16 protein-coding genes are annotated in these 15,287 nt (G+C 65.6%); 10 read left to right on the top strand and 6 right to left on the bottom strand.

Annotated elements, in window-relative coordinates; translation table 11 throughout:
- Positions 1 to 170: 170 nt before the first annotated feature.
- Positions 171 to 1,775, bottom strand: coding sequence for an amidase (locus tag AX681_RS14735; RefSeq protein WP_066657614.1), 1,605 nt, complete (start codon positions 1,773 to 1,775; stop codon positions 171 to 173).
- 185 nt (positions 1,776 to 1,960) lie between these two features.
- Here AX681_RS14735 and AX681_RS14730 point away from each other — a divergent pair, with 185 nt between their 5' ends.
- The 8 genes from AX681_RS14730 to AX681_RS14695 all read left to right on the top strand — a co-directional run bounded on the left by AX681_RS14730 (position 1,961) and on the right by AX681_RS14695 (position 9,378).
- Entirely contained in the window at positions 1,961 to 4,264 is a 2,304-nt protein-coding gene (locus AX681_RS14730; RefSeq protein WP_066657612.1) for a TonB-dependent receptor, read from the top strand.
- 512 nt (positions 4,265 to 4,776) lie between these two features.
- Positions 4,777 to 6,711: a ribonucleoside-diphosphate reductase subunit alpha gene (locus tag AX681_RS14725; protein ID WP_066657610.1), complete on the top strand. Its 1,935-nt coding sequence runs from the start codon at positions 4,777 to 4,779 to the stop codon at positions 6,709 to 6,711.
- 64 nt (positions 6,712 to 6,775) lie between these two features.
- Entirely contained in the window at positions 6,776 to 7,276 is a 501-nt protein-coding gene (locus AX681_RS14720; protein WP_082737857.1) for an endonuclease domain-containing protein, read from the top strand.
- A complete protein-coding gene (locus AX681_RS14715) occupies positions 7,273 to 7,599 on the top strand; it encodes a hypothetical protein (protein ID WP_066657608.1) in 327 nt (108 codons plus the stop codon). Before AX681_RS14720 ends, AX681_RS14715 begins: the two co-directional genes overlap by 4 nt.
- Positions 7,596 to 7,787 (top strand): hypothetical protein, encoded by a 192-nt coding sequence (locus AX681_RS14710; protein WP_066657605.1) that lies wholly within the window; start codon positions 7,596 to 7,598, stop codon positions 7,785 to 7,787. Before AX681_RS14715 ends, AX681_RS14710 begins: the two co-directional genes overlap by 4 nt.
- On the top strand, positions 7,784 to 7,996 hold the full coding sequence (locus AX681_RS14705) for a hypothetical protein (RefSeq protein WP_066657602.1): 213 nt from the start codon (positions 7,784 to 7,786) through the stop codon (positions 7,994 to 7,996). The genes AX681_RS14710 and AX681_RS14705 overlap by 4 nt, the downstream gene beginning before the upstream one ends.
- A gap of 16 nt (positions 7,997 to 8,012) precedes the next feature.
- Positions 8,013 to 9,062: a ribonucleotide-diphosphate reductase subunit beta gene (locus AX681_RS14700; RefSeq protein WP_066657600.1), complete on the top strand. Its 1,050-nt coding sequence runs from the start codon at positions 8,013 to 8,015 to the stop codon at positions 9,060 to 9,062.
- 4 nt (positions 9,063 to 9,066) lie between these two features.
- Positions 9,067 to 9,378 (top strand): hypothetical protein, encoded by a 312-nt coding sequence (locus AX681_RS14695; RefSeq protein ID WP_066657596.1) that lies wholly within the window; start codon positions 9,067 to 9,069, stop codon positions 9,376 to 9,378.
- Positions 9,379 to 9,612: 234 nt separating this feature from the next.
- Here AX681_RS14695 and AX681_RS14690 read toward each other — a convergent pair whose 3' ends face one another.
- Positions 9,613 to 9,981 (bottom strand): GIY-YIG nuclease family protein, encoded by a 369-nt coding sequence (locus tag AX681_RS14690; protein ID WP_231733672.1) that lies wholly within the window; start codon positions 9,979 to 9,981, stop codon positions 9,613 to 9,615.
- A 299-nt stretch (positions 9,982 to 10,280) separates the two neighbouring features.
- Here AX681_RS14690 and AX681_RS14685 point away from each other — a divergent pair, with 299 nt between their 5' ends.
- Together AX681_RS14685 and AX681_RS14680 are read left to right on the top strand one after the other, a co-directional pair.
- Positions 10,281 to 10,595 (top strand): helix-turn-helix domain-containing protein, encoded by a 315-nt coding sequence (locus AX681_RS14685; protein WP_066657591.1) that lies wholly within the window; start codon positions 10,281 to 10,283, stop codon positions 10,593 to 10,595.
- Positions 10,596 to 10,978: 383 nt separating this feature from the next.
- Complete coding sequence (locus AX681_RS14680; protein WP_066657589.1) at positions 10,979 to 11,302, top strand: DUF6916 family protein; 324 nt, start codon at positions 10,979 to 10,981, stop codon at positions 11,300 to 11,302.
- A gap of 5 nt (positions 11,303 to 11,307) precedes the next feature.
- On the opposite strand, the gene AX681_RS14675 is transcribed toward AX681_RS14680, so the two are convergent.
- From AX681_RS14675 to AX681_RS14660, 4 genes are read right to left on the bottom strand one after another with little or no spacing between them, the layout of a single operon-like run.
- Positions 11,308 to 12,915 (bottom strand): phytoene desaturase family protein, encoded by a 1,608-nt coding sequence (locus AX681_RS14675; protein ID WP_066682432.1) that lies wholly within the window; start codon positions 12,913 to 12,915, stop codon positions 11,308 to 11,310.
- Positions 12,912 to 13,754, bottom strand: coding sequence for an S-formylglutathione hydrolase (gene fghA / locus AX681_RS14670; protein WP_066658175.1), 843 nt, complete (start codon positions 13,752 to 13,754; stop codon positions 12,912 to 12,914). Before fghA ends, AX681_RS14675 begins: the two co-directional genes overlap by 4 nt.
- Positions 13,755 to 13,760: 6 nt before the next feature.
- Positions 13,761 to 14,150, bottom strand: coding sequence for a VOC family protein (locus AX681_RS14665; RefSeq protein ID WP_066658178.1), 390 nt, complete (start codon positions 14,148 to 14,150; stop codon positions 13,761 to 13,763).
- A gap of 24 nt (positions 14,151 to 14,174) precedes the next feature.
- The gene (locus AX681_RS14660) at positions 14,175 to 15,287 is read right to left on the bottom strand and encodes an S-(hydroxymethyl)glutathione dehydrogenase/class III alcohol dehydrogenase (RefSeq protein ID WP_066658181.1); all 1,113 of its coding nucleotides are present in this window, start codon (positions 15,285 to 15,287) and stop codon (positions 14,175 to 14,177) included.

The following is a 15,287-nucleotide window of genomic DNA, read 5'->3' as shown; positions in this document are numbered from 1 at the left end:
CTCCCCCGCCAGGGGGAGGTGGCGCCGAAGGCGACGGAGGGGGAGGACGGCTGTGCCTTCTCGACCGTCGCGCTTCCTCCCCCTCGGTCAGCGCCTCGCGCTGCCACCTCCCCCTGGCCGGGGGAGGATAGCGGGGCGACTGATCGCTGAATATCGATACAGCCTAGCGTTCAGCGCACCCCGTCCAATCCCGGCCCGGCATCCACGCTCGGCAAATAGCGCGGTGCTACCCGTGCCTTGGCCCGCTGCTCGAACGCATATCCCGCCTTCAGCACCTCGGCATCGCGCCAGGCGGTGGAGAAGAAGCTCAACCCCACCGGCAATCCGTCGACCAGCCCCATCGGCACGGTCAGATGCGGGTATCCGGCGATTGCGGGCATCGAACTTGCCGATGGGCCGTCCGACTGGTCGCCATGCACCGGATCGGACGGCCATGCCGCGCCCGCCGTCGGCGCGACCAGCAGCGCGACATTCGCCTTGGCCAGCATCGCGTCGATCCCGTCCTTGCCCGCCAGCCGCAGCGACGTCTCGCGCGCGGTGCGATAGGCGGGGTCGTCCAGACCCTTGGTCTTCGCCGCATCCAGGAAAATCTCCTGCTCGAAGAACGGCATTTCGCTCGCCGCATTGGCGGCATTGAACGCGATTACCGCGTCCAGCGTGCGCGCGGTCACCGCCTTTGGTGTGGTCGCCAGATAGGCGTCGAGATCGGCCTTCAGTTCGGTCAGCAACACCGAGAACTCCGCAGCACCCATCCCGGGCGTTGCCGGCCGCTCGACCGGCACCAGCACCGCGCCCGCCGTCTTCAGCTGCTCCAACGCGGTATCGAACACGCGCGCCAGATCGGGGGACAGGTTAGGCGGTCGCACCACTCCGACGCGCACCCCGCGCAGGCCATTGGCGTCCAGCCCCTTGGCATAATCGACCCGCTTCGCATCGGCTTGCGCCGTCGCCGCATCGGCCGGATCGCTCCCCGCCATCGCGGTCAGCATCAGCGCGGCATCGCGCACGCTGCGCGTCATCGGCCCGGCGGTGTCCTGGCTATGGCTGATCGGCACGACATGGGTGCGGCTGACCAACCCCAAAGTCGGCTTCATCCCCACCAGCCCGTTGATCGACGACGGGCACACGATCGACCCGTCGGTCTCGGTCCCCACGGTCGCGGCGGCAAGGCTGGCGGCGGCAGCTGCTCCCGACCCGCTCGATGAACCGCACGCGGTGCGGTCGAGCGCATAGGGGTTGCGCACCAGCCCGCCGACCGCGCTCCACCCGCTCATCGACCGGGTCGATCGGATATTGGCCCATTCGGACAGGTTGGTCTTGCCCAGGATGATCGCCCCCGCCGCGCGCAGCTTCGCCACCAGCGGCGCGTCGCGGTTGGTCATATTGTCCTTCAGCGCCAGGCTCCCCGCGGTGGTCGCCATGCCGATCGTGTCGATATTGTCCTTCACCAGCACCGGAATGCCATGCAGCGGCCCGCGCAGTCTGCCCGCGCGCCGCTCGGCATCCAGCATGCGCGCCTGTGCGATCGCGTCCGGGTTGGTCGCGATCACCGACCGCAGCGTCGGCCCCTTGCGATCGATAGCCTCGATCCGCGCCAGATAGGCCCGCACCAGCGCCTCGCTGCTCGTCCGCCCGGCTGCCAGATCGGCGGACAGGTCGTCGATCGATCGTTCGACCACCAGTTCGGCACCGGCTGAGGGTGCGGCCTGCTGTGCTTCCGCTGCAGTGGCGGCGGTTCCGGCGGCAAGCAGCAACAGGGCGGGAAGCAACGACATGGCGGAATCTCCGATCGCGGGAATACCCACCCGCCCTAGGCAGCGGGGTGGCTTGTCTCAAGCGTAACGATGTCGCCAAATCGTCACGAAACTCTCCCCGCTTCGTCACCGAAATCGCGTTGCGCTGCAACAGATCGGGCGCAGGGGGCGATCACCAAGACAACATCATTCAGGGGAATCCGATCATGGCATTGCGCCTTTCCGGCGTCGCGTTCGCGGCGCTGCTCACCACCGTGTCCGGCACCGCGCTTGCGCAGGAAGCACCGGCGGCTCCCGCGACCGAGGGCTATGATGGCGACATCATCGTCACCGCGCAGAAGAGCGAGCAGCGCGCGGTCGACGTGCCGATCACGATCAGCGCCAACAGCGGCGCGCGGATGCGCGAACTGGGCGTGCAGGATCTGGACGAGCTGTCCAACTATGTCCCCGGCCTCAACGTGCAGGAGCAGAGCGCGAACAACCCCGGCATCGTGATCCGCGGCATCACCTCGGACTCGGGTTCGGCGCAGCAGGGGCCGCGCGTCTCGCTTTATTATAACGGCGTCGACATCTCGCGCTCGCGTGGGTCCTACCAGGCGATCTACGACCTCGAGCGCGTCGAAGTGATCAAGGGGCCGCAGGCGACCCTGTTCGGCACCGCCTCGACCATCGGCGCGATCAGCATCATCTCGGCGCGTCCGGAGCCCGGCTTTTCGGGGGAACTGAGCGTCAGCTACGGCAATTTCGACGCATGGCGCGTCGCGGGCTTCGTCAATGCCGGCAACGACGTGTTCGGCGGCCGCATCGCGTTCGAGTATAAGAAGCGTGACGGCTATGTCGAAAATCTCGCCCCCAATCAGGACGATCTCTACGCGCAGGACCAGCTCGGTGTGCGCGGTTCACTCCGCTTCGAGCCCAGCGACGCGTTCCGCGCCGACTTGATCCTCACCTATGACCAGCAGCGCAACAGCGGCACCCCCTTCATTTCGCGCGCGCTGCCGACCACGGCGGGTCCGGGCAACCCGTTCGGCGTCGCGCATCTCGGCGGCTCGCCCTTTTCGGCGACCGCGCTGGGTGCCGACAAGCTCGGCCTGAACCGCGAAGTCTATGACGCCAATCTGACGGTCAGCTGGGACATCACCGATCGCTGGTCGCTGACCCTGGTCAATGGCTATCGCGAATTCGACAGCCTCGAAGTGTTCGATGCCGATGGTTCGGCCGCCTGGTATCTGGAGTTCGCCGAATATGCCAAGGGCTGGCAGGCGAGCCAGGAAAGCCGCTTCGCCTATACCGGCACCAAGTTCCGCGGCTCGTTCGGCTTCAACGTGTTCGTCGAAGACAATTTCCAGAACGTTCCCTTCTCGTCGGAGGAAGGCATTTTCCTGCAGTGCGCGGCGAACATCATTCCGGGGCTCGGCTGCATCAACGCGGCGGGCGTGGTGACCGCGGCACAGGCGACCGCGCTTGCCACCGGCGGCCTGCGCACGTCGATCCCCTATAGCTCGGTGTTCGAAAATCAGGGCCGCAACGACAGCTATTCGCTGTTCGCCGACGGCACCTGGATCCCGTTCCCGCAGCTTGAGCTGACCGCCGGCGTGCGCTGGCTCACCGAAACCCGCCGCTCGGGCTATTTCGCCCGCGTGCCGCGGTCGCAGCTGTCGGGCGGCGCGTCGCTGATCCCCGGTCAGGTCGACACCGCCGGCCGCACGCTCCATGCCGAAGACAGCTTCGATGCGGTGCTGCCGCGCTTCAACATCCTGTTCCGCGCGACCGACGACATCAACCTCTTCGCCACCGTGTCCAAGGGCCGCCGCTCGCCGGTGGTGCAGCTGTCGGCGCGCGCGACTGCGGGCGGTCCGGTCGAAAACCTCAGCCTCGTCGCCGAGGAAAAGGTGTGGAACTACGAAGCCGGGCTCAAGGGTCGCGTCGGTCCGGTGTCGGGCACGCTCGGCGTCTATTACCAGAAATATGACGGCTTCCAGGTCAGCGTGGTCCAGTCGAACGGCACCACCGTCACCCAGAGCGCGGGCAAGGCCAGCAACTTCGGTGTCGAGGCCGAAGTCAGCGTCCGCGCAACCCCGTGGCTGACCCTCTTCGCCAATGGCGCATATATCGACGCCAAGATCGAAAAGGGCAATTCGGTCGCTCCCGCCTTCTCCGGCGCGCGCTTCCGCCTCCAGCCCGAAGTGCAGGCGGCAGGCGGCTTCACGCTCAACACCGACCTGGGCGGCGTGCGCGTCTTCGCGACGCCGACGGTCACCTATCGTTCGCGGATCTTCTTCGAGATCCCGAACAATCCGCTGATCAGCCAGCCGGGCGTCACTTTGTTCAACGCGCGCGCCGGCGTGTCCTTTGCCGACGATCGCTACGAAGTGGCGCTGTTCGGCCGCAACCTGTCGAACGAGGATTATCTGCTCGACGCCGGCAACACTGGCGGCGCGTTCGGCATCCCGACCTTCATTCCGGCCGAGCCGCGCTTCTACGGGATCGAACTGACCGGCCGGTTCTGACGACCTCAATACAGGCCCCTCCCGCTTGCGGGAGGGGTTTGGGAGGGTCTTCTTCTTTCAGCTCCCCGTCCGGCGTGCCGGGCGGGGATCGCTACATCTGGCGGCGTCGCGGAGTCAGAAAGCTGTGGATGAATCGGCCTGCGAAAAAAATCCCGCGTTCGCGCGTCGTTCTCTTGCATTCTGAAAAGGCGAGGAAGGCCCGCGCGTCGCGGCCCCTCTGCGCTGGTTGGCGTGCCATGAACCGAGTCATATCAGCGACGAACCGAGTCCCTTAACTGTCATTTACGGTATTGCCTCTGCTGCCGGATTGGCACAATCTCTAGTGGTCACACAGGGGGACAAGCCCAAGCACTGGTGGAGCATCGCTCGCGATCCTATATCGCGGGGTGTCTTTCTGTCGCTTGGACGGTGCGGATGGACACGATTTGTTCTCTCCGTATCGGATGCTAAGGTGCTAGGATCGGTACCGCCCCCCCCGAGTCGTGACGATTGGACGTGGCAGGGGACGACCGATGGACTTCAGAGACAGCCAGGAAACGAGCGTGAGTGAAACTGTGACCGATACCGTCGAAACGCCCGTTGCGCCCAAGGCGACTGCGCCCGAAAAGCCTGCCAAGGCCAAGAAGAAGCTGGATTCGAAGACCGTCGCCCCGCGCATCTACCCGGTCGAGGTCGATCATTCGCGCGACGCGCTGCTGACCGAATTCGGCAAGGACACGTTGCGCGACCGCTATCTCCTGCCGGGTGAGAATTTCCAGGACCTGTTCGTCCGCGTCGCGTCGGCCTATGCCGACGATGCCGCGCATGCCCAGCGCATCTACGACTATATCTCGCGCCTGTGGTTCATGCCCGCCACCCCCGTGCTGTCGAACGGCGGCACCGGGCGCGGCCTGCCGATCAGCTGCTTCCTCAATTCCGTGCCCGACAGCCTCAACGGCATCGTCGACACCTGGAACGAGAATGTGTGGCTCGCCTCGCGCGGCGGCGGCATCGGCACCTATTGGGGCAATGTCCGCGGCATCGGTGAGCCGGTCGGCCTCAACGGCAAGACCTCGGGCATCATCCCGTTCGTCCGCGTGATGGATTCGCTGACCCTCGCGATCAGCCAGGGGAGTCTCCGTCGCGGTTCGGCCGCCTGCTATCTCGACATCAGCCACCCGGAGATCGAGGAGTTCCTCGAAATCCGCAAGCCCAGCGGCGACTTCAACCGCAAGGCGCTGAACCTCCACCATGGCGTGCTCATCCCCGACGCGTTCATGGAAGCGGTGCGCAACGGCGAGGACTGGGACCTGAAGTCCCCCAAGGACGGCAGCGTCCGCGGCACCGTCAACGCCCGCGCTTTGTTCCAGAAGCTGGTCGAAACCCGCCTCGCGACCGGTGAGCCCTACATCGTGTTCGCCGATCACGTGAACAACAACATGCCCAAGCATCATCGCGATCTGGGCCTCAAGGTCTCGACCTCGAACCTCTGCTCGGAAATCACGTTGCCGACCGGCAAGGATCACCTGGGTAACGAGCGTACTGCGGTCTGCTGCCTCTCCTCGCTCAACCTCGAAACCTGGGACGAGTGGAAGAACGAAAAGGGGTTCATCGAGGACGTGATGCGCTTCCTCGACAACGTCCTTCAGGACTATATCGACCGCGCCGAACCGGGCATGGAAAAGGCCGCCTATTCCGCCAGCCGCGAGCGCAGCGTCGGCCTTGGCGTGATGGGCTTCCACAGCTTCCTCCAAGCGCGCGGTCTGCCGTTCGAAGGCGCGATGGCCAAGACCTGGAACAGCAAGATCTTCAAGCACATCAAGGCACAGGTCGACGAAGCCTCGATGCAGCTCGCGGTCGAGCGTGGCCCGTGCCCCGACGCCGCCGATATGGGCGTGATGGAGCGTTTCTCCTGCAAGATGGCGATCGCGCCGACCGCGTCGATCAGCATCATCTGCGGCGGCACCAGCGCCTGCATCGAACCGATCCCGGCCAATATCTACACGCACAAGACGCTGTCGGGCAGCTTCTCGGTCAAGAACCCGTATCTTGAGAAGATCCTGATCGAAAAGTCGAAGAACAGCGACAATGTCTGGAACTCGATCCTCGAGCGTGGCGGGTCCGTCCAGCATCTCGACTTCCTGACCCAGGAGGAAAAGGACGTGTTCAAGACGTCGTTCGAGATCGACCAGCGCTGGCTGCTCGAACTCGCCGGCGACCGCGCGCCCTATATCGATCAGGCCCAGTCGCTGAACCTGTTCATCCCGGCGGACGTCGAGAAGTGGGACCTCTTGATGCTCCACTTCCGCGCGTGGGAGCTCGGCATCAAGTCGCTCTATTATCTCCGCAGCAAGTCGGTGCAGCGCGCCGGGTTCGCCGGCGGCGTGGAGGCCGACAACACGATCGAAAAGCCGGAGTTCAACCTCGGCGAATCGACCGATTACGACGAATGCCTGGCGTGCCAGTGAGCTAAATTCCCTCTCCCTTTGGGAGAGGGAGGGAGCCGCCGCAGGCGGCGGAAGGGTGAGGGTGATGCGCCTGTATCAGGACCAGCCATCGGGAACGGTGACCCAGCTCCGCGCCCTGCGCCGCCACGCAACGGAAGCGGAAAAGGTCCTCCGCCGCTCGCTGCGTGAAGCCTTCCCCGACACCAAATGGCGCTTCCAGGCACCCGTCGGCCCGTTCCGCGTCGATTTCCTGTGCTTCGCGGCGCAACTGGTGATCGAAGTGGACGGCGGCCAGCACGCCGAGAACACCGACGCTGACGCCCGCCGCACCCGCTTCATCGAAGCTGAAGGCTATCGCGTGATCCGCTTCTGGAACAACGATGTGCTGAACAACACCGACGGCGTCATCGCCCAAATCTCCCTCTCCCTTCGGGAGAGCGAAAGGGCCTGCGCGCCGAAGGCGGGCGGGAAGGGTGAGGGTGACCAGGCTCAGCCCCCAGCGACATCCCGCTCACCCTCACCCCGCGCCGCTGCGCGGCTTGCCCCTCTCCCGATGGGAGAGGGGATGAAGGAGCACCGCCCATGACCCGCACCCGCACCCTCGCCGCCCTCGCCCTCCTCCCGCTCCTCGCCGCCTGCGCGCAGCAGGTCGGCAGCGCGGTCGAGCCCTCCGCGCCCGGCTTCCTGCTCGGGCTGTGGCACGGCTTCATCTTCCCGGTCGCCTGGGTGCTCTCGCTCTTCGTCCCCGATGTCGCGGTCTATGCCGTGCCCAACAATGGCGGCTGGTATGATTTCGGCTATTTCCTCGGCATCTGCGTGTTCGGCGTCGGCGCCAACCGGGGCAAAAAGGTGATCGTCAAGGAGCGCGTCGTGGTGAAGGACCGCGGCGGTACGGTGATCGACCAGTGACACGCGCCCTCGCCATTCAGGCCGGGATCGGCATCGCGTCGGGCGTGGCGGGCATCGCCCTGCTGCGCCGCCGCGCCGTCTCGCCCGAGGGCATCTACGCCCTGCGCATCGCCGGCACGATGCTGCTCGCGCTCTGCCTCTTCCTCACCGGCTTCGCGCTGGTCGCCAGCATTGTGGGGGTTGCATGAGCGACTCGCTGTTCCTCCAGCTCATGCCGGTCGCGCTCGCGGCGGTCGGCCTGTTCCTGATCGTCACGCCCCGCAATCCGTGGCCACGGCCTGTCCAGGGCAGCGAAAAGTCCCTGCGCCATCTTCGCCTCATGGGCGCGTTTTTCATGATCGTCGCCGCGATATTCGCCATTCTCCTGCTCACCGGCCGCATTGCGGCCGCGCAGTAATTCATCGGAGTAACCCATGCCTCTTCTCGAAGCCCGCAAGACCTACAAGCCCTTCGAATATCCCTGGGCCTATGACTTCTGGAAGCGTCAGCAGCAGATCCACTGGCTGCCCGAAGAGGTCCCGCTGGGCGAGGATTGCCGCGACTGGGCGCAAAAGCTCACCGACCACGAACGCAATCTGCTCACCCAGATCTTCCGCTTCTTCACCCAGGCGGATGTCGAGGTGCAGGATTGCTACCACGAAAAATACGGCCGCGTGTTCAAGCCGACCGAGATCAAGATGATGCTCGCCGCCTTCTCCAACATGGAAACGGTGCACATCGCGGCCTACAGCCACCTGCTCGACACGATCGGCATGCCCGAAAGCGAGTACGGCATGTTCCTCGAATATGCCGAGATGAAGGACAAGCACGACTATCTGCAGCAGTTCGGCGTCGATAATGACGAGGATATCGCCAAGACCCTCGCCATGTTCGGCGGGTTTACGGAGGGGCTTCAGCTGTTCGCCTCGTTCGCGATGCTGATGAACTTCCCGCGCTTCAACAAGATGAAGGGCATGGGCCAGATCGTCAGCTGGTCGGTGCGCGACGAATCGCTGCACTGCGAAGGCATCACCCGCCTGTTCCACGCCTTCACCAAGGAACGCGACTGCCTGACCAAGGCGGTGAAGGACGACATCATGGACGTCTGCCAGACCACGGTCCGGCTGGAGGATGCGTTCATCGACCTGGCGTTCGAACAGGGCCCGGTCCCCGGCATGACGCCCAAGGAGATCAAGAAGTATATCCGCTACATCGCCGACTGGCGCCTGAACCAGCTGGGCCTGAAGCCGATCTACATGATCGACGAACACCCCCTGCCGTGGCTCACGCCGCTGCTGAACGGCGTCGAGCACGCCAACTTCTTCGAAACCCGCGCGACCGAATATTCGAAGGGCGCGACCCGCGGCAACTGGAACGAAGTGTGGGATAGCTTCGACAAGCGCCAGAAGGCGAAGGCCGCGCCGGCAGCGAACGAGGACGCCGCTGAGGGCGGGTTGTTCGATGGGACGGTTGCGGCGGAGTAGGGGGATGCGGGCGCACCTCCACATCAAGGCGATTGCGATTGTGCTTTCGACTCTGGGAGGTGTCGCCTTGTCGAGCAGCGCACCTGCAACGGCCGCCTACCGCTATTGCATGTCGCCGCGCGCGCCGAGTTTCTACGGGACGCGCCCGACAAAGCCGTTCTGCGCCATGCGACGAAATTGCTCCTCGTATGAGGTCGAATCCTATCGTCAGGACCTGAAGCGATACTTCGACAATCTTCAGAACTATCTTTCGGACGTCGATCGCTACCGCAAACAGGCTTACGAGTTCGCGCAATGCGAAATCGACGCCGACTAACCTCGTCACCCCGGCCTTGTGCCGGGGTCCACCCATCCCCGCGCCCCACCCGCTAGTGGCGCGCTTCCCGCGCTCAACTCTGCGGCAGTCCCGGCCACATGCTGACCGGCAGACGCACCACCACCGCAACAACCGCACCCTCCGCGCTTTCCGCACAGTGGACCCCGGAACAAGTCCGGGGTGACGAGGGGCGGGAGGCTGGCGTTCCGGCGCACTCTACCGACGGTCGGACGGTCAAACCCCATCCTCATCCAGCGGGGGCAGTCCCAGCCCAGCCGCCAGATCCTCCCAGCGCGGATTGTCCCGCTCGATCAGGTTCATCTTCCACGCGCGCCGCCAGCGCTTGAGCTGCTTCTCGCGCCGGATCGCCGACTCCATCGTCCCCCCGACCTCGTAATACACCAGCCGCTTGATCCCGTTGCGTGCAGTGAAGCCGTCGAACGTCTCTTCGCGATGCTGCACGATCCGCCCCAGCAGGTCGGATGTCACGCCGACATAGAGCGTGCCGTTGAACCCGCTGGCGAGGATATAGACGCAGGGCGTTCGCTCGAGCATCGCGGGAGGGAGGGTGACGGAGGGTTGCGCCTCGCACAAGCCTCGCATGACCATCTCCGGCTGAATGCCGGACTCGCCCTCCCATCGTCACCCCGGCCTTGTGCCGGGGTCCACCCGTCCTCGCGCCCCGAACCCATGAGGCATTCGCGCGACGCTCTCATCCCGCAGTGTTTGAGGCACAGACTCGCGACCTATCCTACGAGCCGCGCCCTTCGCGCCTCCCGCACGGTGGACCCCGGAACAAGTCCGGGGTGACGAAGGGAGGGGAGACAGCGCACCCGAAACCCCTTTCCTACACGAACCAAATCGGTCAACTGAATCGACTCCAACCAACCGGAGTCGATCCGATGCCCGACCAACCTACCCCCGCTACGGCCAAGCGCAGCCACTGGACCCCCGCCAAGCAACGCGTCTTCCTCACCGCGCTCGTCGAAACGGGCAGCGTCGCGCGGGCGGCGCGGGCGGCGGGGATGTCGCGGTCCAGTGCGCATGCGTTGCGCAACCGGCTGACCGGCACGCCGTTCGATCATCACTGGAACCACGCCCTCAAGCTCCACGCCGCGCGGCTCGCCGATCCCTTCGCGCCCGATCCGCTGGCGCCGCGCAAGCCGGTCGGCGACTCGCCCCGTCGCGCACCCGATGCGTCGGCGTCGCGTCCATGACCGCAACCCGTCGCTTCGCCGTCACAGCCCGCCGCGTCCGCGTCGCCCCGGTGTCGCGTGCGTGTCGCGCCACTGTCGCGCCGCAGGTGTCAGCCGGTCGCCTCGCGGTCGCTTCCCCGGCGATTCGCCTCACAATACGCCCCGGATCGTCAGCTTCGTCGGACAGCGCGTCCGCCACCAGCCTGCGACCGGCACCGCGGATGCGACGGACCGCATGGTTAATCTGCCGATCCGCAAAACTCCCGTCTTGTCCGCCTCCCCACTGCACGCATAATCTTGGCCATGTCCGGAGGGGTGAATCCGGCGTTCCACACTCTTTGGAGCCTTCGGGTTATGGCCTGCGCCGCATCTTCACCCCCCGCCGTTGCGGGACGCCGTTTCTGATGCCCGGCACCCGACCGCTCCTGTCGCTGCCCAGTTCGATCGATGCCTGCGCCGCGATCGGCGACGTGTTCCTGGTCGGCGGCATCGTCGGCCCGGCGCATGAACTGACGCTGGAAGAGGTGCGGGCCGAGCGTCCCCGCGCGACCTCGATCGCGTGGCGCATGCCCTATTCGATGTTTCTGCGCGGCGCGGTCGGCGCATCGCTGCCCCAGGGGCTTTACTGGCTCTCGCACCCCAGCTTCGGCCGCATGTGCCTGTTCCTCGTGCCGCGCAGCCGCGAGCCGTTGACCGGCGCGGTGCGGTATGAAGCCGTGTTCGACTGAGGGGGCTATTTCCGCAGCAATCTTCCCAACACGCTGCGGTCCTTCAGGATTTCCCGCGCTGCATTATGCCCCGGCGCACCGGTCACCCCGCCGCCGGGATGGGTGCCCGCGCCGCACAGATACAGGCCGCTGATCGGGCTGCGATAGTCGCCATGCCCCAACACCGGCCGCGCCGCCCACAACTGGTCGAGCGACATGCGACCGTGAAAGATGTCGCCATCGACCAGCCCGAACTTGCGTTCGAGGTCGGTGGGGGAGTGGATCTGGGTGGCGATGATCGAGTCGCGGAAATTGGGGGCGTGCTGCGTCACCGTGTCGATAATGTCGTCCGCCGCCGCCTCGCGCTCATCGTCCCAGCTGCGGCCATTGGGCAAAGTGGGGGCGAACTGCTGGCAGAACAGGCTGGCGACATGGCAGCCCGGCGGCGCGAGGGTGGAATCGACGGTGGAGGGAATGGTCATCTCCACCACCGGCGCGTTGGACCAGCCATAGCGGACCGCGTCCTCATGCGCCTTGTCCATGTAATCCATGGTCGGCGCGATGATGATGCCGCTGCGATGATGTTCGGCATCCGTGCCGGGAAGGACGGTGAAATCGGGAAGTTCGGAGAGGGCGACGTTCATCCGGAAGCTGCCCGACCCCGTCTTGAAGCCATTGATCCGCCGCCGGAAATCCTGCGGCAAATCGGAGGGATCGACCAGGTGACGGAACAGCAGGGCAGGCCCGACATTGGCGACCACGGTCTTGGCCGCAATCTCCTCGCCGCTGCTCAGCCGCACCCCGACGGCGCGACCCTTGTCGGTCAGCACCCGGTCGACCGGTTCCTCCAGCCGGATCACCGCCCCGGCCTGTGCCGCCGCTTCGGCCATCATCCGGGTGATGCTGCCCATCCCCCCGACCGGATGGCCCCACGCCCCCTTCTTGCCGTTCACCTCGCCGAACACATGGTGCAGCAGGACATAGGCCGAGCCGGGTGCCGACGGCCCGGCATAGTTGCCGACCACCGCATCGAAGGCGAACGCAGCCTTGACGTGATCATTCTCGAACCACTGGTCGAGAAATTCGCGCGCCGACTGGACGAAGAGGGCCAGCGCATCCCGCTGCCCCTCGATCGGCAGCGCCGCAACTTGCCGCCCCTGGGCCGCCGCCGCCAGCAACGCCGTGACCCCGCCCCCGGCATTGGGTGGAGTCTTCAGCGCCATGCTCCGCAACAGGTCCGCGACCCGCTCCAGCGCCGCCTCATAGCCATCGAGCGCCGCCGCATCCTTGGCCGAGAAGCGCGCAAATTCGGCCCTGGTCCGCTCCGCCCCTCCGCCGAGCTTCAGATAATCGCCGTCGAGCGGAAAGAAGTTCGACACCGGCCGCTCGATCACCCGATAGCCGCGCTCGACCAGCTTCATGTCGGCGATGACCTTGGGTTGCAGCAGGCTGACGGTGTAGCTCGCCGCGGAGTTGCGGAAGCCGGGATGGAACTCCTCGGTCACCGCCGCCCCGCCGACCACGTCGCGCCGCTCGACCACGCAAACCTTCAGGCCGGCACGGGCGAGATAGAAGGCACAGGTCAGCCCGTTATGCCCCGCCCCGATGACGACCGCGTCGAACCGCTGCGTCACCGCTTCAGCCGATCGGCGTGCCAGGCGACTTGGCCGGCCATGAAGCTGGAGATGAAGTAATAGCTATGGTCGTACCCTGGCTGCATCCGCAGCGTGAGGGCGATGCCGGCGTCCCGGCATGCCTCCGCCAGCAGTTCGGGCTTCAACTGTTCGGTCAGGATGGCATCGGCGTCCCCCTGATCGACCAGCAATTCGGGCAGCCGCGCCCCGTCCTCGATCAGTGCCACGGCATCGTGCAATCGCCACGCCGCCCGATCCTGCCCCAGATAGCCGCCCAGCGCCTTCTCGCCCCACGGGCATTGCGACGGCGCGACGATCGGCGCGAAGGCGCTGACCGAGCGGAAGCGATCCGGGTTGCGCAGCGCGATGGTCAGCGCGCCATGTCCGCCCATCGAATGGCCGGTGATCCCCTGCCGCCCCATGTCCGCCATCGGAAATTCCCGCAGGATCAGGCCGGGCAGCTCGTCCTCGATATAGGACCGCATCCGGAAATTCGCGGCCCAGGGTTCTTCGGTCGCATCGACATAAAATCCCGCGCCCTTGCCGAAATCATAGGCGTCGTCATCCGGCACATCGTCACCGCGCGGCGAGGTGTCGGGCGCGATGAAGATCACGCCATGTTCGGCACAGGCCGCGCGATACTCGCCCTTTTCGGTGACATTGGCATGGGTGCAGGTGAGGCCGGAGAGGTACCACAAAACCGGCAGCTTCGCGCCCTCTTCATGGTCGGGGACGAACACCGAAAAGGTCATCGGCGTGCCGGTCGCGGTCGCGTCGTGCCGATACACGCCCTGCGTCCCGCCATGTGCGCGATTGGTCGAAACCGTCTCCATCCCCATCCGCCCTCAGCCCGCCTTGGGGACGCGATACATCGCGCAGACCTTGTTCCCCGCCGGATCGCGCAGATAGGCGAGGTAGAGCGCGCCGAACGCATTTTCACGAATGCCGGGCGGGTCTTCGATCGCAGTGCCGCCATGGGCAAGGCCGGCAGCGTGCCAGGCATCGACCATCTCCGGGCTGGTCGCGGCAAAGCCGACCGTGCCGCCATTGGCGTGGCAGGCGGGCTGACCGTCCAGCGGCTTGCTCAGCATGAAAATGCCGCCATTGTGCATGTAGAAGGCGCGGCCCTTGGGATCGACGCTCCCGGCGCGGGCGCCCAATGCGCCCAGCGTCGCGTCGTAAAATGCCTTGGACGCATCGATGTCGTTGGCACCCAGCATGATGTGGCTGAACATGGCTTCCTCTCCCCTGGTGTGATTTCAGAACACGACGACGCTGCGGATGCTCTCGCCCGCATGCATCAGGTCGAACCCCTTGTTGATATCCTCCAGCCCCATGACATGGGTGATCATCGGGTCGATCTCGATCTTGCCGGTCATGTACATGTCGACGATCTTGGGCACGTCGGTGCGGCCCTTTGCCCCGCCGAACGCAGTGCCGCGCCAGTTGCGGCCGGTGACCAGCTGGAACGGGCGGGTGGCGATTTCCTTGCCCGCCTCGGCCACGCCGATGATGATGCTGGTTCCCCAGCCGCGATGGCACGCCTCCAGCGCGATGCGCATCACATCGGTGTTGCCGGTCGCGTCGAACGTATAGTCGGCGCCGCCATCGGTCATCGCGACGATCCGCGCCACCACATCCTCGCGGCTCATGCCCTTCGAATTGAGGAAGTCCGTCATCCCGAACTTGCGGCCCCATTCCTCCCGGTCTGGGTTGATGTCGACGCCGATGATCTGGTTGGCGCCAGCCAGCCGCGCGCCCTGAATGACGTTGAGGCCGATGCCGCCAAGGCCGAACACGACGACATTGTCGCCGACCTGCACCTTGGCGGTGTTGATCACCGCGCCGACCCCGGTGGTGACGCCGCAGCCGATATAGCAGCTGGTCTGGAACGGCGCGTCCTCGCGGATCTTCGCGACCGCGATCTCGGGCAACACGGTGAAGTTCGAAAAGGTCGAGCAGCCCATATAATGGTAGATCGGCTGGCCCTTGTAGGAAAAGCGCGTGGTGCCGTCGGGCATCAGCCCCTTGCCCTGCGTTGCGCGGATCGCGGTGCACAAATTGGTCTTGCCGCTGAGGCACGACTTACACTGGCGGCATTCCGGCGTGTAGAGCGGGATGACATGATCGCCCGGCGTCACGCTGGTCACCCCCGCGCCGACCTCACGCACGATGCCTGCACCCTCATGCCCCAGCACGCTCGGGAAGATTCCCTCGCTGTCGAAGCCGTCGAGCGTATAGGCGTCGGTGTGGCAGATGCCGGTCGCCATGATTTCGACCAGCACTTCGCCGGCTTTCGGCCCCTCCAGATCCAGCTCGACGATCTCGAGCGGCTTCTTGGCCTCGAATGCGACGGCGGCGCGGGTCTTCAT

This window comes from Sphingomonas sp. CCH9-E2 (assembly GCF_001557215.1).
Classification (GTDB): Bacteria; Pseudomonadota; Alphaproteobacteria; order Sphingomonadales; family Sphingomonadaceae; genus Sphingomonas.
The sequence above is the reverse complement of the archived record's forward strand: the minus strand, read 5'-3'. Positions and strand labels throughout refer to the sequence as shown.

Coding starts and splice junctions, on each gene's coding strand:
- AX681_RS14735 (WP_066657614.1), bottom strand. CDS start 1,775: ATGTCGTTGCTTCCCGCCCTGTTGCTGCTTGCCGCCGGAACCGCCGCC.
- AX681_RS14730 (WP_066657612.1), top strand. CDS start 1,961: ATGGCATTGCGCCTTTCCGGCGTCGCGTTCGCGGCGCTGCTCACCACC.
- AX681_RS14725 (WP_066657610.1), top strand. CDS start 4,777: ATGGACTTCAGAGACAGCCAGGAAACGAGCGTGAGTGAAACTGTGACC.
- AX681_RS14720 (WP_082737857.1), top strand. CDS start 6,776: ATGCGCCTGTATCAGGACCAGCCATCGGGAACGGTGACCCAGCTCCGC.
- AX681_RS14715 (WP_066657608.1), top strand. CDS start 7,273: ATGACCCGCACCCGCACCCTCGCCGCCCTCGCCCTCCTCCCGCTCCTC.
- AX681_RS14705 (WP_066657602.1), top strand. CDS start 7,784: ATGAGCGACTCGCTGTTCCTCCAGCTCATGCCGGTCGCGCTCGCGGCG.
- AX681_RS14700 (WP_066657600.1), top strand. CDS start 8,013: ATGCCTCTTCTCGAAGCCCGCAAGACCTACAAGCCCTTCGAATATCCC.
- AX681_RS14695 (WP_066657596.1), top strand. CDS start 9,067: ATGCGGGCGCACCTCCACATCAAGGCGATTGCGATTGTGCTTTCGACT.
- AX681_RS14690 (WP_231733672.1), bottom strand. CDS start 9,981: ATGCGAGGCTTGTGCGAGGCGCAACCCTCCGTCACCCTCCCTCCCGCG.
- AX681_RS14685 (WP_066657591.1), top strand. CDS start 10,281: ATGCCCGACCAACCTACCCCCGCTACGGCCAAGCGCAGCCACTGGACC.
- AX681_RS14680 (WP_066657589.1), top strand. CDS start 10,979: ATGCCCGGCACCCGACCGCTCCTGTCGCTGCCCAGTTCGATCGATGCC.
- fghA (WP_066658175.1), bottom strand. CDS start 13,754: ATGGGGATGGAGACGGTTTCGACCAATCGCGCACATGGCGGGACGCAG.
- AX681_RS14665 (WP_066658178.1), bottom strand. CDS start 14,150: ATGTTCAGCCACATCATGCTGGGTGCCAACGACATCGATGCGTCCAAG.
- AX681_RS14660 (WP_066658181.1), bottom strand. CDS start 15,287: ATGAAGACCCGCGCCGCCGTCGCATTCGAGGCCAAGAAGCCGCTCGAG.